The organism is Legionella sp. PC1000 (genome assembly GCF_014109805.1).
GTDB classification, from domain to species: domain Bacteria; phylum Pseudomonadota; class Gammaproteobacteria; order Legionellales; family Legionellaceae; genus Legionella; species Legionella resiliens.
This window is the reverse complement of the sequence record NZ_CP059400.1, coordinates 3,236,505-3,250,974: the sequence shown is the minus strand read 5'-3', so window position 1 is coordinate 3,250,974 and position 14,470 is coordinate 3,236,505. Positions and strand designations below refer to the sequence as shown.

The following is a 14,470-nucleotide window of genomic DNA, read 5'->3' as shown; positions in this document are numbered from 1 at the left end:
TGAAATGCAATTAAGGTGCCAGGGTTAATCTACGACAACCAATTAAGTGGTGGAATAGCTTTTCCCTTTAGTCTTATTTCAAAGTATAGACCGTTTTGTTTAATTCCGCCGGTATGTCCTACGCTTGCAATTTGTTCATTTTGATGGACATATTGGCCTTTGCTTTTAAATAAAGATTGGTTATGGGCGTATAAAGTCATAAAACCTTGACCGTGATCAATGATAAGAAGTAAACCATATCCTTTAAGCCAATCGCTAAATACTACTTTCCCGGAGTAAACGGCAGTAACTACTGTTCCTTCCTCGGCAAAAAATGTCACTCCCTGGTTCATTTTACGTAGAGAATGGCCCTGACCCTGGATCGGAACCGGCAATTTTTTGCGCATCTGACTAAAGGGCTTGCTTGGTTGGTTAAAAGGTTTGCTTGTGGGGGTACTACTTTGTTGCGCTAATGACTTGAGCAGGCGTGCTAAATTCTCTTTATTTTTTCGCACCTCGCGCAAGGTGTTTTGATTATCTTGAATTTCATGATTCAGTGATTGAATTAAAGCAGTATGATAACTTTTATTTTGTTGCAGTAGTTGCTGATGCTGAGTAAGCTCTGTTTTTAGTTGTTTGTTCGCAATAAGTTCTACCCGGAGTTTTTCTTTACTCTCACTGAGACTCATTCGTGTTTTATCAATTTTATCAATAAGTTGTTGTCGTGATTTAACAATATATTGATAGTACGTTAGAATCCGACTCACTTTATTGGGATCATCCTGATTCAGCAGTAATTTAAGCGGCTGATATTCACCCATTTGATAACGAGCACGTACATGATTGGCTAATAATTGTTGTTGGGTAATCAGCTGTTGATTTAATTGATTTACTTGATTTTGTAAGTCAGTAATTCTATTTTCTTTATTCTTAATGTCATCCTGGATGGAATGCAGCTTGTGAATTCCTTCACCAATTTGCTTTTCCGTTTCTGACAATTCCTTATTTAAAACACCTCGTTTATCATGGGCTGAGTTTAAGGTTCGTTGAAGGGTGTTAATTTGCGCGTCCAATTGCTTTAATTTATTTTGTGTTTGCAGTACGGTGGAAGTCGACTTTGCATGCACTTCAAAGCAGAACAGCATGCAAAAAACCAATCCGGTAACATAGATGGTACGATTCCATCCTGCAGACATCTTTCGAAAGTTTGCTCCAGAAGAGGATTGCTTCGTCGATAAAATGACTGAATTCTGTATTGGTGTACACACTGCGGTTCTGCGCTTCATAGCCCTTTTCACTTCTTTCGCAAGTTTCGAAAGAGGCCTGCTATTAAATTTTAATTGTTCTCTGATTGTTCTAGAACTGTAAACGCAGTAATTTTTAACATCAGAGCAACATAAGTTAAAAGAAACAGTGTAATTCCGTTTATTCATGAGTATCTTTTTCTAACAATTGATGACCTGTCATTTCCACGGGAGGAGTAATTCCTAGTAAAGCCAGCATGGTTGGCGCGATGTCAATTAAGCTGCCTTCGTTTCGGGAAAAATGCCAATGACCACCGACGTATACTAAGGGTACAGGTTCACTAGTATGAGCAGTATGTGCTTGACGCGTTGTTTCGTCAAACATTTCTTCCGCATTACCATGATCCGCTGTAATGAGTAATTTTCCACCTTGTTTTTCCAGTGCATTCCAGACTTTACTCATGCATTGATCAAGGCATTCTATTGCGCGAATTGTAGCTTTAAAATCCCCGCTATGTCCTACCATATCGGCATTGGCATAATTACAAATAATGACATCATAAGCATGACTGTTAATTGCCTCGACCAAGCATTCTGTTAATTGGGGTGCGCTCATTTCAGGCTGTAAATCATATGTGGTAACTTTGGGGGATGCAATCAAGATCCTTTCTTCGTGAGTAAAAACATTTTCATTTCCACCATTGAAGAAAAAAGTAACATGGGCATATTTTTCTGTTTCTGCAATGCGTAATTGACTTAAGCCATGGGCTGCGAGAACTTCTCCTAAAGTGTTATTTAAAAGAATAGGAGGGAAGGCTTGGGTCGTGGGCAATTTTTTATCGTATTGAGTCATACTGACAAAATAAGATAATCGAGGTTGTACGGCCCGGTTGAATTTTTTAAATGCGGGATCAATAAAGGCCGCAGTTAATTGTCGGGCTCTGTCTGCTCGAAAATTAAAGAAGAAAATAGCATCGCCATCTTCGATTGCTTTCTCTTTGCCTATAAGAGTGGGTGGTATGAATTCATCAGACAGCTCTTGTTGATAATAAGACTTTATCGCTGTTTCTGCATCCGAAAAATGATGCTCACTCTTGCCTTGAGTTAATAAAGTATAGACTGGCTCTATTCTTTCCCAACGATTGTCTCTGTCCATAGCATAATAGCGTCCGCTAATCGAACACACGCGGGCTACCGGATGTGTTTTTAACTCTGCATTGAGGCGCGCCAAGCTTGGTAACACACTTTGCGGCGGAGTGTCTCGCCCATCTAAAAATAAATGCAAATATACAGAAGTAAACTTGTGCTGGGCACATAAGTTGAGTAGGGCAAATAAATGATGTTCGTGACTGTGAACGCCTCCTGGGGAAAACAACCCCATGATGTGTAACGATTTTTCAGTTTTTTGCAATGTGGAAATTACATCATGGAAAACTGGGTTATTGGCAAATTCTCCATTCTTTATGCTTTCGTTAATGCGCGTGTAATCTTGTTGTATTACTCTACCTGCACCAATATGCATATGTCCTACTTCTGAATTACCCATTTGTGCATCAGGTAAACCCACGGCAAACCCCGATGCTTGCAAAAGAATATGGGGACAACTGTTCCACCATTCATCCCATTGAGGTGTGTTGGCTTGGGCAATAGCATTATGTTTATTATTTTCATTATAGCCCCAGCCATCTAAGATCATGAGCAACAAGGTTGCTTTTTTTTGCATGCAATTCTCCGTAGAATACAGTCAAATCTGGTGGGTGGATTATACATTATTTAGCAGGTATTTCGTAATGTATTCACTTCTCTCATAGTTCATTAAGCTGTTAAAATTAAGGTATGCCTACCACTCATTGATATGGTATTTTTTTTCTAAAATAGTGTATTACATTATTAACTTACAAGAGTGAATAGTGACAATTTTGTATTAAAAAGGTTAGACTATGCACCATTTATTAGATTGGGAAGAGTAGTTTGGAACAAAAACCTCAGCATGTTGCCATTATTATGGATGGAAACGGTCGTTGGGCTGAAAGTAGGGGGCTGCCCCGAATTGAAGGTCATAAAGCGGGCGTTGAGTCAGTAAAAAAAATGATTCGCTGCTGCATGGCTAAAGGAATTCCTTGTCTTAGCTTATTTGCTTTTAGCTCTGAAAACTGGTGCAGGCCGGCAGAGGAAGTTAATTTTTTAATGGAGCTATTTCTGGAGTCCTTGCGAAAGGAAATTTTTGAATTGAATCAGCACGGAATACGCATGCGATTTACTGGAGACCGTAGTGTGCTTTCACCTGTGTTGCAAAAGCAAATGCAAGAAGCGGAACTTTTGACGGCAAATAATGAGCAATTAATTTTAAATGTAGTTGTAAATTATGGTGGTAAATGGGATTTGGTAAATGCAGCAAAAAAAATAGCCCTCTCTGTATTGAATGGTGAATTGTCTATAGAAGAGATAAACGAAACCAATTTTGCTCATTATTTGGATACGGAAGGGTTACCCGATCCTGATTTATTTATACGCACCAGCGGTGAATTGCGAATTAGTAATTTTTTCCTCTGGCAGCTTGCTTATACAGAGCTATATTTTAGCGAGGTTCATTGGCCGGACTTCGGTGAACATGAACTTGAGTTGGCTTTAGCTTCATTTAATAAAAGAAAAAGAAGATTTGGGCAAATTTCCTAATTCATTTTTCACATTAAGAAGGGCAAAATTATGTTCTTGCAGCGCTTAATTACAACTCTGATTTTAGTGCCCTTGGTTTTATGGCTTATTTTTTATGGCAATCAGTGGCTTTTGGCAGGAATAGTTTTGCTTGTTTTTTTTGCTGCAAGCAGAGAGTGTTTTCAATTAATTCCCTTGAAAAATTGGACTTTTCAAGCTGGATTTTTTGTGTTGATGTTTTTTTGTTTGTGGGCATGTAATTATCTTTTTTCTTATTGGTTATATGCAGGATTAATTATTTGGGCTTTAAATATTCTTGCTATTCTTTGGTTCCCCAGCTCTCAGAAGTATTGGGGTTATCCTGTTATTGTAGCGGGTGTATGTCTGGTGCTCTTACCCTTATTCGTGCAAAGCCTGATTCACTTATATTATTTGCCTCATGGTAAAGCCTTACTTGTTTATTTATTGTTTTTAATTTGGGTTTCAGATACAGGGGCTTATATTAGTGGAAAGCTTCTAGGAAAACATAAATTAATTCCGCGTGTTAGTCCAGGAAAGTCGTGGGAAGGGGTTGTTGGCGGCGTTATTTTTTCTATGCTTGTTGCTTGGATTGGCTATGGTTATTTTAATCCAACTGCCGCGGTTCATTGGTTCGTTTTAGCCATATGTACTATAATTATTGCGATCTTTGGTGATTTATTCATCAGTATATTGAAGCGTCGTTGTCATTTAAAAGATACAGGCGCTATTATTCCTGGTCATGGGGGTATTTTAGACCGTTTGGACAGTTTAATTGCAGCTTTACCTTTATTTTATTTCGGACTCACTTTATTTGTGAGTGTGAAATAGCAGGAAAGAACTTTTATCTAAATCTCGGAGAATTTTAGGAGAGTAATTCTCGAGCATACTTCATTTGGGATTGCGCTATGCTTTCAACATTGCTGTATTTTCTTTTGGCCCTAGTCTTATTGGTTACAGTCCATGAGTATGGTCATTTTCAGGTGGCACGTTGGTGCGGTGTCAAAGTACTACGTTTTTCTTTTGGTTTTGGTCCCATTTTGGCGCATTGGCGCGATAAAAAAGGAACAGAATATGCTTGGTCTCTGTTTCCTCTTGGCGGTTATGTCAAAATGCTTGACGAATCTGAAGGAGATGTTGCCGAGAACGAACGTCATTTAGCCTTTAATAATCAATCTCTTTGGAAAAGAACTGCAATCGTGCTGGCAGGTCCTTTTTTTAATTTTCTTTTCGCTTTTGTCGCTTTATGGTGGGTATTGGTTATAGGAATGCAGTCTTTAGCGCCTATGATTGAATCGGTGAAACCTAATAGTATTGCGGCCCATGCTGGAATACATGCCAAAGAAGAAATTGTTGCGCTCAATGATACTCAGATCAACAGCTGGCGCGATTTTCAGTATGCAATCATGCCGCTTGTAGGTTCTCAGGAAACGATCCAATTAACGTTGAAATCTATGGTCGATGGACATCTGCGTCAAGTTTCTTTACCTTTGGTTAATTGGCAATTGGATAGTAAAAAGCCAGATCCGCTCCAAAGTTTAGGGATTGAGCCTTTTATTCCTTCAATTCCTCCTATAGTTGGTGAAGTCGTCCCCAATTCCCCAGCAGCAAAAGCAGGATTAGAAAATGGCGATAAGATATTAAGCGTGGATGGAAAGCCTTTTAACGACTGGTTGTTTTTGGTGAGTTACGTGCAGGAACGGCCAGCGAAACAAGTGATTCTCTCTATTAATAGAAAAGGCAACATACAAAAAATTGTGGTACAAACTGGTAGCCAGGAAAATAAAGGGAAAATAGAAGGGTTCTTAGGAGTTCGGTCACAAAAGGTCAATTGGCCAGAACATTGGTTGCGTTTGGAAAAACAAGACCCCTTAACTGCCGTAGGGACCGCATTAAAGCAGACCGTGCAATTGACCGCTACTACATTTACTTTAATGGGTAGGTTGGTTACCGGAAAATTGGGATTAAATAGCATTAGTGGCCCAGTGGGTATTGCTCAAGGAGCAGGTTATTCTGGGCGCAGTGGATTAACTTCCTATTTATTTTTTCTTGCTTTGGTGAGCATCAGCTTGGGTGCATTAAATCTGTTACCCATACCTATGCTGGATGGTGGGCATTTACTGTATTATGTATTGGAAGCAATTCGACGCAAGCCTGTATCTGATAATTTAAAATCTGCAGGGGCCTATTTAGGTTTATTGCTATTAGCCGCTCTAATGTTTATTGCATTGACTAATGATTTATCGAGACTGGCAGGATAGTCGGAGATATTAATTAGGTCCACAATCGCAAAGTATTGGCAAAGTCAGGGAACAAAAACTTGACAGTAGTTTCTACTTCCTATAAAAAGTGTTTCAATTTTAGGTGTACAGAGTTTGATTATTAAAAGTACACGTAGTACTGGGCGTAAAATAATAATGAAAAAAATCAGCAGTAAGTTAATATTAGGTGTTTGTTGTTCCTCGCTCATAGCCTGGTCAGCACAAACAATCGCAGCAGATACTTTCGTCGTTCGAAGTATTAAAGTTACCGGTTTGCAACGTGTTTCTACAGGAACGGTACTCAACTATATTCCTGTTCAAGTTGGAGAGGAGATAGGTCCAGAATCAACTGCTGAGATTATTCGAACCCTTTATGATACTGGTTTTTTTCAATCTGTTTCATTGGAACGTCAAGGCAATGTTTTAATTGTCAATGTAATTGAAAGAGCAACCATAGGCTCAATTACCGTGGTAGGAAATAAGGAAATTCCTAGTGACAAGATGAAAGATTTCCTTAAAGAAATGGGCTTGGTCAAAGGTCGTGTCTTCCAAACATCTACTTTGGAGCGTTTGGAAAAAGAATTAAAGCAAGCTTATAACGCCCGAGGTAAATATAATGCACGTATAGAAACACGAGTTACTCCTCTAACCGATAATAGGGTGGGAATTACCGTTACAATTTCTGAGGGACGTGTCTCACGAATTAAACAAATCAAAATAATAGGTAACCACGATTTTTCTACCAATGAATTGTTGCCTGAATTCGCTTTATCAAAATCTGGCATCTTTACCTACTTTACTAAAAAAGATCAATATTCCAAATCTGGTATGGATGCATCTTTGGAGGCATTACGTTCCTTTTACATGGACAGAGGTTACTTAAAGTTTAAGATCATATCGTCACAGGTATTGCTGTCGCCAGACAGAAAAGACGTTTACATTAATGTTCATATTGAAGAAGGGCCCCAATATCACTTCTCAGGGTATAAAGTAGTAGGGAAGCCAATATTAGCACCGGAAAAAATTACTTCATTAGTACAAGTTAAAAAAGGTGCAGTTTTTTCACGTAAAAAAGTAACTGATACAATTTCTGCTATTGGTTTGGCTTTAGGAGATGTAGGTTATGGCTTCCCAGCAATTAATGCAGATCCTCAAATCGATGAAGAGAACAAAACCGTATTCATTACTTTTATTGTACAGCCAGGCAGGCACGTGTACGTTCGTCGTATTAAATTCCATGGTAATACCAAAACAAGCGATTATGTACTGAGAAGTGTAATTCGTCAGGATGAAGGCGGATTGTTATCTCTGCATAACATCAAAGAATCTGAAAGGCAATTGCGCTTATTAGGCTATTTGAAAAATGTGGATGTTAAAACGAATCCAGTACCAGAAGCAAATAATCAGGTTGATTTAGATGTGCAAGTAGAAGAAGCACCTTCAGCTGAAGCGAGTGCTTCCATTGGTTATGGTACTAACGGTTATCAATTGAATGCTTCAGTAAACCAACATAACTTTATGGGTACTGGACGCTCGATGGGTGCCGCATTTACTGCGAGCCAATGGGGGCAAGACTATACTATAAACTACTACAACCCCTTTTATACTGAAACAGGTATAGGACGAGGTCTAAATCTTTATTATGCTCGCGTCGACCCCAAAAACCTCAATGTAAGTACGTACAGCTCCAACCGCTTTGGTGCTGATGTGAATTATAGTATACCACTGGGTGAAACGAGCCGATGGCAATTGGGTTATGGTTATCAAGATATAGATATCAAAAGCGTTGGAAATGTAATAGTCATTAAGAACTTTGTGCAAATGTATGGAAACCATTTCCAGCAAATTCGATTATCTACAGGATGGAACCGAAACAGTTATGATCAGTTTCCATATCCTACACGAGGGATTAATCAACAACTTTCGGCTGTAGTTGCTTTACCAGCGAGCTCGGACTCTTTGTCTTATTATAAAGGGTCGTATCAAGCACGTATGTATCAACCTATAGGAAGGGGATGGATTTTCTCTGTACAAGGGTTTGCAGGTTATGGAAATTCCTTTAACAGTAATGGATTGCCATTTTTCGAGAACTACTATGCTGGGGGTATTGCACAGCCAGGCCAGGTACGCGGATATGATAGTTACTCTTTAGGACCATTGGATAATTTCCGTAATTCTGTGGGCGGTAACTTATTGCTCAGTGGAACTGCCGGAATTATCCTGCCTTATCCTTTGAGTCGGGACAATATGCGCACCACAGCCTTTGTTGATGCGGGTAACGTGTTTGCTGTCAATACGTTGCCTACTTTAACTGGAAAGTATGAAGGTCCTTTAAGATATTCAGCAGGGGTTTCACTTGAATGGCGCTCCCCTTTTGGACCACTGTCATTTAGCTTAGCTAAGCCGTTGAATCCACAGCAATTTGATCAAAAGCAATTCTTCCAATTTGCTTTATCTTCAGGATTCTAAACTTATATTCGCTTCCCCTCATCAGGAGGGGAAGCGAGAAATTTTATATTTATAAAATTATCGAAAATCATGCTGTATATATCGCAACCCATTTCGAATTGTGCTAGCATCATGCTCTTTAATTTAGGAGATTAGTTATGAAACGGTTAGGTCTGGTCTTAGTGGCCTTTGTTTTCAGCGTGTTTGGCGCAAGCGCATTTGCTGATGCAGCAAAAATTGGCGTGGTTGATCTACAAAAGATCATGCAGACTTCCAGTCAAATAAAAGAAATCCAAAAAAAATTGGAGAAAGAATTTAAACCACGTCGTGATAAACTCGTTGCGGTTGAAGCGGGTATTAAAGCGGATATGGAAAAGTTCAAGCGTGATAGTGCGATTCTAAGTGCTTCTCAAAAGAAAGAGATGGAGAGGAAAATTGTTGGCGCACAACAACAATTTGAGCGTGATGGGCAGCAATATCAACAAGAATTAAGTACAGCAAATAACGAAGCAATGGAAGCACTATATGCTAAAGTTCGTGCAGCAATTGCAAAAGTAGCTAAAGATGACAAGTACGACCTTATTGTACAAAAAGATGCAGCTCCTTTCAGTACAACAACGCTTGATGTAACTGATAAAGTTGTAAAAGCAATTAATTAATTTCGGCGAAGTCGCGTTGCTAACTTTAGCTGAACTAGCAGATCATTTAGGTGGCGTGTGGCATGGAAATGCCAATCACGCCATTTTTTGTTTTGCTTCTCTGGCTCGAGCTACATTAAAGGATGTTGCTTATTATGATAATTCAGTATTACGTCAAGCCCTAGATACGACATCAGCAGGCGCAGTAATACTCAAAGCAAAAGATCACCATTTATATCAGGGAAACTGTATTGTTGTATCGAATCCTTTACAAGCAATGATGCAAGCTACCCAGTTTTTATCCGTGCCTGCATCTTCAAGATCTGGCATTGATCCTACAGCCATAATTCATCAATCTGCTCAATTAGGCCAAAATGTATCAGTAGGCGCTTACAGTGTGATTGGTGCGAATACCCAAATTGCTGATGGAGTTACGATAGGTGCAAATACTGTTATTGAGTCTTCTGTACACATCGGCCAAAACAGTCAGATTGGACATAAAGTCGTGATCCATGCAGGTTGCCAGCTGGGTGCTTTTGTAGTTATAAACACAGGGTGTATTATTGGTGCTTCTCCTTTCAATTATTTAAAAGAACATGGGCGTTGGCAACAAGGTTATAGTGTTGGTGCCGTTATTATCGCAAATCAAGTACAAATAGGCGCCAATACCGTGATTGATAGAGGCTCTTTAAGTGATACCTATTTGGGAGAAGGAGTTTGTATTGATAATTTGGTCCAGATTGCACATGACGTGTTAGTTGGTAAAAATACAATCATTGCCGGATGTGCCGCTTTAGGCGCATATGCGCAAATTGGCGCAGATTGTATTATTGGTGGTGCTAGTTGCGTTGCAGCACATGTGCATTTGGCAGATGATGTAGTGATTACTGGGATGTCCACAGTAAGTAAATCTCTTGCCAAATCAGGAATTTATTCATCTGGGACTTTAGTACATGAACATCGCCGTTGGCGTCGTAATGTAGCGCGATTTCGACGATTGGATGATTATATTGTGAAGCTTGGTGCCTTAGAGAAAAAGTTAAGCCGTATTGAATAGGGGCTGTTTCTACTTCTACTATCTTGGCCAAACTGTCTTAATTTTCTGCGCTACGATGCTCATATACTTTTGTGTATGCTGCGCTTCGTACTCGAAAATCAGACCATTTTGGCTCAAGCTAGCGAAATGTAAGTAAACCCGGACAAGAAAGGATAAGTTTTTAACATTAACAATTGATTTGAACCAGTTAAATCAGGATAATGTTTTTTCCTTTGAGCCTCACTTTTGGACCATGCTAAGCATACTTATTTAAGCGAGAAATGCAATGAGTGAACCTGTAGATATAAAACAGATTTTTAGTATATTGCCACACCGTTACCCCATGATTTTGATAGACAGGGTATTAGATTTCAAGCCATTTGACTGTTTGACGGCTATAAAAAATGTCACCATTAACGAAAATTTTTTTAGTGGTCATTTCCCAGAAAATCCCATTATGCCAGGAGTATTAATGCTAGAGGCATTGGCACAAGCTAGTGGACTTTTAGCGGGGTTATCGCAAACACCGGAAGAAATTGATGGGATTTTGCATTTTTTTGCGGGTATAGATAATGCAAAATTTAAACATGTGGTTACCCCAGGAGATCAATTGCGCTTGGAAGTAAAGATATTAGCAAGAAAAAGAGAATTTTGGCGTGTACATGGTGAAGCTTATGTAGGTGATAAACTGGCCTGTTCCGCGGATTTATTAAGTGCTGCAAAGGAAATTCAAAAGTGATAAGTGAACGAGCGATAATTCACCCCACTGCAAAATTGGCAAAAGGGGTATCAGTAGGTCCTGGCGCTGTAATTGGTGCTGATGTAGAAATTGGTGAGAATACGTGGATTGGTCCTTATGCAGTAATTGAAGGGCCTACAACTATTGGGAAAAATAATAAAATTTTCCAATTTGCTTCCGTAGGCGATGAGCCCCAGGATATTACTTACAAAGGCGAGTCAACCCGATTAGAAATAGGCGATGATAATATCATTCGTGAATATTGTATGATTAGTCGAGGAACTGTTAAAGGGGGTGGTGTTACCCGTATCGGTAATAAGAACTTTTTTATGGCTTATTCCCATGTGGGACATGATTGCATGATCGGTAATCAAATTATTTTGGTTAGCTATGCTGCATTATCAGGGCATGTAACTGTTAATGATTATGCGAATATAGGTGGATATGCAGCAGTCCATCAGTTTTGTCATGTGGGTGCTTACTCCTTTATTGCTAGAGCTTCTTATGTAGCTAAAGATGTACTCCCTTATCTTATGATTTCTGGTGACACAACCTCTGCATGTGGTATTAATACTGTGGGATTACGCCGACGAGGATTTTCATCTGAAGCAATCGATGGCTTACGACGTGCTTACAAAATAATTTTCCGCAAAGGATTAACAGTACAACAGGCAGTTGCTGAATTAGAGTTGATGCAAAATGAATGCCCTGAGGTGGTTTTAATGATAGATGCATTAAATCAATCCACGCGTGGAATTGTTAGGTAATTGATTACAAAAAAATTTAATTAGAGTGATATCCTATGCTAGACATTCAATTATTACGGGATGATCCGCAATTTGTTGCTATGCAGCTATTAAAGCGAGGTTTTAAGTTTGATGTTTCATCTTTTACTACTTTAGAAGAAAAACGCAAAGCACTCCAAGTTGCAACACAAGCATTGCAAAATGAACGTAATTTACGTTCTAAAGCCATTGGCGAAGCAAAGGCTCGTGGTGAAGATATAGAGCCAATGCGTGAGGATATGAATCGTCTTGCCAAGGAGTTAGAAGAAAAAAAAGCTGATTTGGAGGGATTATTACAGCAAATCGAAGCAATTGCTTTAAGATTGCCTAATATACCACATGAATCAGTTCCAGTTGGCGAAGATGAGCAGCATAATCAAGAAGTAAGGCGCTGGGGTAAGGTTACTCCTTTTGATTTTCCGGTTAAATCTCATGATGAGTTGGGAGACGGTTTAGGTCAAATGGATTTTGCTTTGGCGGCGAAACTTACAGGCAGTCGCTTTGTGGTTATGAAAAATCAATTGGCCAGACTACATCGCGCCCTAATTCAATTTATGTTGGATATTCACACCCAACAGCATGGTTATCAAGAAATTTATGTGCCTTATATTGTCAATGCAGACAGTCTATTGGGTACAGGTCAATTACCGAAATTTGAAGAGGATTTGTTTAAATTAACTGGAGAACATGGATACTATTTGATTCCTACGGCAGAGATTCCTGTCACAAATACCGTCCGCGATACTCTTTTAAATGAACAGGTTTTGCCAATTCGTTATGTCTGTCATTCGCCTTGTTTTCGTAGTGAAGCGGGTTCTTATGGTAAAGATACCAAGGGAATGATCAGGCAGCACCAGTTTGAAAAAGTGGAGCTGGTTTGGATTACCAAGCCTGAAGATTCTTATCTCGCTTTGGAACAATTGGTTAATCATGCAGAAATAATTTTACAGCGTTTAGAACTGCCTTATCGAGTGGTAACCCTATGTTCAGGTGACATGGGTCCTAGTGCAGCAAAGACTTATGATTTAGAAGTTTGGCTACCCAGTCAAAATACTTATCGAGAAATCTCATCCTGTTCAAATATGGAATCATTCCAGGCGCGGCGTATGAAAGCACGCTACAGGCAGGAACATACACGTGAGATTGAATTGGTTCATACCCTAAATGGCTCAGGCCTTGCTGTAGGCAGAACATTGGTTGCATTGATGGAAAATTATCAGGATAAAGAAGGAAATATCCATATTCCAATGGCTCTAAGACCCTATTTAGGGGGAATAGAATGCATTCAACGCACCTAATTTAAAAAAAAGCGGGTATTTTGTACCGCTAACGAATTTTTTGTTGCAGCTTTGCTGCAACAAAAAGCAATCATTTCTTTTAATATCCTGCCCTAATATTATTTTCTGTTTTTTGTTCATTGAAATTAAATTTTGGTTCAAGCGGTACTGATTTTTCATTTTTTTGAGGCGGTGAAAAAAACGCGAGTTGATGACTACCAAAGGTACTTTTGTTTATATTGGTACTCTTTCCAAATTTTATTGCGGTGCTCGAGTCTTCATGTGACTGTGTGTACGCCTCCGTTCCCTGCTCCTCGTCTTCTTGTACATTACTCTCCTCAGCGAGTTTGAAAAGAGTTCCATTTATGGATTTTTCTGTATCTTGCATGAAAAAACTTAGGTTAATATCACTATCTTCTGCTGATGCATCAGGTGTTTGCTCTAAGTCGATCTCATTGTGTAACTCATAGGACCCTTGCATTAAATTACTCAGTTCATCCATAAGGTTCGTATACGCTGTAAACTCATCTTTGCGGGTTTTTTCTAATTCCAAGCTTAAGTATTTGCATTGCTTAAACATTGAATTTAGTTCCAAAACATCATTATGTAATTGCTTCCATGCTTGGCGTATGGGTTCCAAAGCGCCAGCTGATGGCGCATTTGGATTGATGGGTTTTGTGAATAGTGCTTTATTTTTTGATATACGCCGATGAATCGTTGTTATTTGATGGAGCAAGTTTTTTTTAATATGCGATTGCAGATTGGGATTGGTTTGAATTGCTTTTAAAATTTTTCTTAAAAGTTCAATTTTGCTGATGCATGCTAAATAAAAAACGTTTATTCTTCTAAGCGGGTATTCAAAAGATAATTGGTGCGTTTTCCTTACCTGATTGAATAGCCCCATTTTTGGCAAGCAATAGGCATTATGTTTCTGATCCAGATTGCGGAACTTTACTTTAGGTGAACAGGTTACTTTTAAGAGCATGCTCTTTTTTTGTTTTATCTTACAACGTTCTTTTTTAATTAGATTGATTAAATGACGTAATTTTGTTGTTAAAGATGGGGTTTTAAATAATTTTTCAATGACATTAAATTGCCCCGTAACGGTCAAAAAGAATAAGAAGTTGCGTTTGCATAAAAATTTGAATTCACGATTTTTTTGTTCATTTTGATGCATCACATCGATGCTATTGAGGGTTGCATTAATTTTTCTAAGCCATGCGAGATACGATATGAGCAAGGGGTAAGTTGCTTCGGATAATTCTTGTTGTTTGAAAAAAAATCGTTGTGAATTGTAAATAGTCCTTCTTAACTGTACATCCAGAGCTAATTGAATGGCATCCATATCACTCAATTCCTGTTCGTCCAAGTTTTAAAAGTATAGTAGTTT

General features: G+C 38.9%; 12 protein-coding genes. 9 read left to right on the top strand and 3 right to left on the bottom strand.

Features of this window, described 5'->3' with window-relative positions:
- Positions 1–29 precede the first annotated feature (29 nt).
- Positions 30–1,175, bottom strand: a complete 1,146-nt coding sequence (locus FOLKNPGA_RS14210) for a murein hydrolase activator EnvC (RefSeq protein ID WP_182352876.1) — start codon at positions 1,173–1,175, stop codon at positions 30–32.
- Between the two features lie 229 nt (positions 1,176–1,404).
- Positions 1,405–2,946 (bottom strand): 2,3-bisphosphoglycerate-independent phosphoglycerate mutase, encoded by a 1,542-nt coding sequence (gpmI, locus tag FOLKNPGA_RS14205; protein ID WP_182350513.1) that lies wholly within the window; start codon positions 2,944–2,946, stop codon positions 1,405–1,407.
- A 281-nt stretch (positions 2,947–3,227) separates the two neighbouring features.
- Here gpmI and uppS point away from each other — a divergent pair, with 281 nt between their 5' ends.
- The 9 genes from uppS to serS all read left to right on the top strand — a co-directional run bounded on the left by uppS (position 3,228) and on the right by serS (position 13,101).
- Positions 3,228–3,899 carry a polyprenyl diphosphate synthase gene (uppS, locus tag FOLKNPGA_RS14200; RefSeq protein WP_232891336.1) on the top strand — a complete coding sequence of 224 codons (672 nt, stop codon included), beginning with the start codon at positions 3,228–3,230 and terminating at the stop codon, positions 3,897–3,899.
- Between the two features lie 30 nt (positions 3,900–3,929).
- Complete coding sequence (locus FOLKNPGA_RS14195) at positions 3,930–4,727, top strand: CDP-archaeol synthase (protein ID WP_182350509.1); 798 nt, start codon at positions 3,930–3,932, stop codon at positions 4,725–4,727.
- A 77-nt stretch (positions 4,728–4,804) separates the two neighbouring features.
- Positions 4,805–6,157, top strand: coding sequence for an RIP metalloprotease RseP (rseP, locus tag FOLKNPGA_RS14190; protein ID WP_182350508.1), 1,353 nt, complete (start codon positions 4,805–4,807; stop codon positions 6,155–6,157).
- A gap of 156 nt (positions 6,158–6,313) precedes the next feature.
- Entirely contained in the window at positions 6,314–8,626 is a 2,313-nt protein-coding gene (bamA, locus tag FOLKNPGA_RS14185; protein ID WP_182350506.1) for an outer membrane protein assembly factor BamA, read from the top strand.
- A 137-nt stretch (positions 8,627–8,763) separates the two neighbouring features.
- On the top strand, positions 8,764–9,264 hold the full coding sequence (locus tag FOLKNPGA_RS14180) for an OmpH family outer membrane protein (RefSeq protein WP_182350505.1): 501 nt from the start codon (positions 8,764–8,766) through the stop codon (positions 9,262–9,264).
- Between the two features lie 16 nt (positions 9,265–9,280).
- Positions 9,281–10,300, top strand: a complete 1,020-nt coding sequence (gene lpxD / locus FOLKNPGA_RS14175; RefSeq protein ID WP_182350504.1) for a UDP-3-O-(3-hydroxymyristoyl)glucosamine N-acyltransferase — start codon at positions 9,281–9,283, stop codon at positions 10,298–10,300.
- Between the two features lie 265 nt (positions 10,301–10,565).
- Positions 10,566–11,018: a 3-hydroxyacyl-ACP dehydratase FabZ gene (gene fabZ, locus FOLKNPGA_RS14170; protein WP_040522516.1), complete on the top strand. Its 453-nt coding sequence runs from the start codon at positions 10,566–10,568 to the stop codon at positions 11,016–11,018.
- Complete coding sequence (gene lpxA / locus FOLKNPGA_RS14165; protein WP_182350502.1) at positions 11,015–11,785, top strand: acyl-ACP--UDP-N-acetylglucosamine O-acyltransferase; 771 nt, start codon at positions 11,015–11,017, stop codon at positions 11,783–11,785. The genes fabZ and lpxA overlap by 4 nt, the downstream gene beginning before the upstream one ends.
- A 35-nt stretch (positions 11,786–11,820) precedes the next feature.
- Positions 11,821–13,101 (top strand): serine--tRNA ligase, encoded by a 1,281-nt coding sequence (gene serS / locus FOLKNPGA_RS14160; protein ID WP_182350501.1) that lies wholly within the window; start codon positions 11,821–11,823, stop codon positions 13,099–13,101.
- Positions 13,102–13,180: 79 nt separating this feature from the next.
- On the opposite strand, the gene FOLKNPGA_RS14155 is transcribed toward serS, so the two are convergent.
- Positions 13,181–14,425: a hypothetical protein gene (locus FOLKNPGA_RS14155; RefSeq protein ID WP_182350500.1), complete on the bottom strand. Its 1,245-nt coding sequence runs from the start codon at positions 14,423–14,425 to the stop codon at positions 13,181–13,183.
- Positions 14,426–14,470 lie beyond the last annotated feature (45 nt).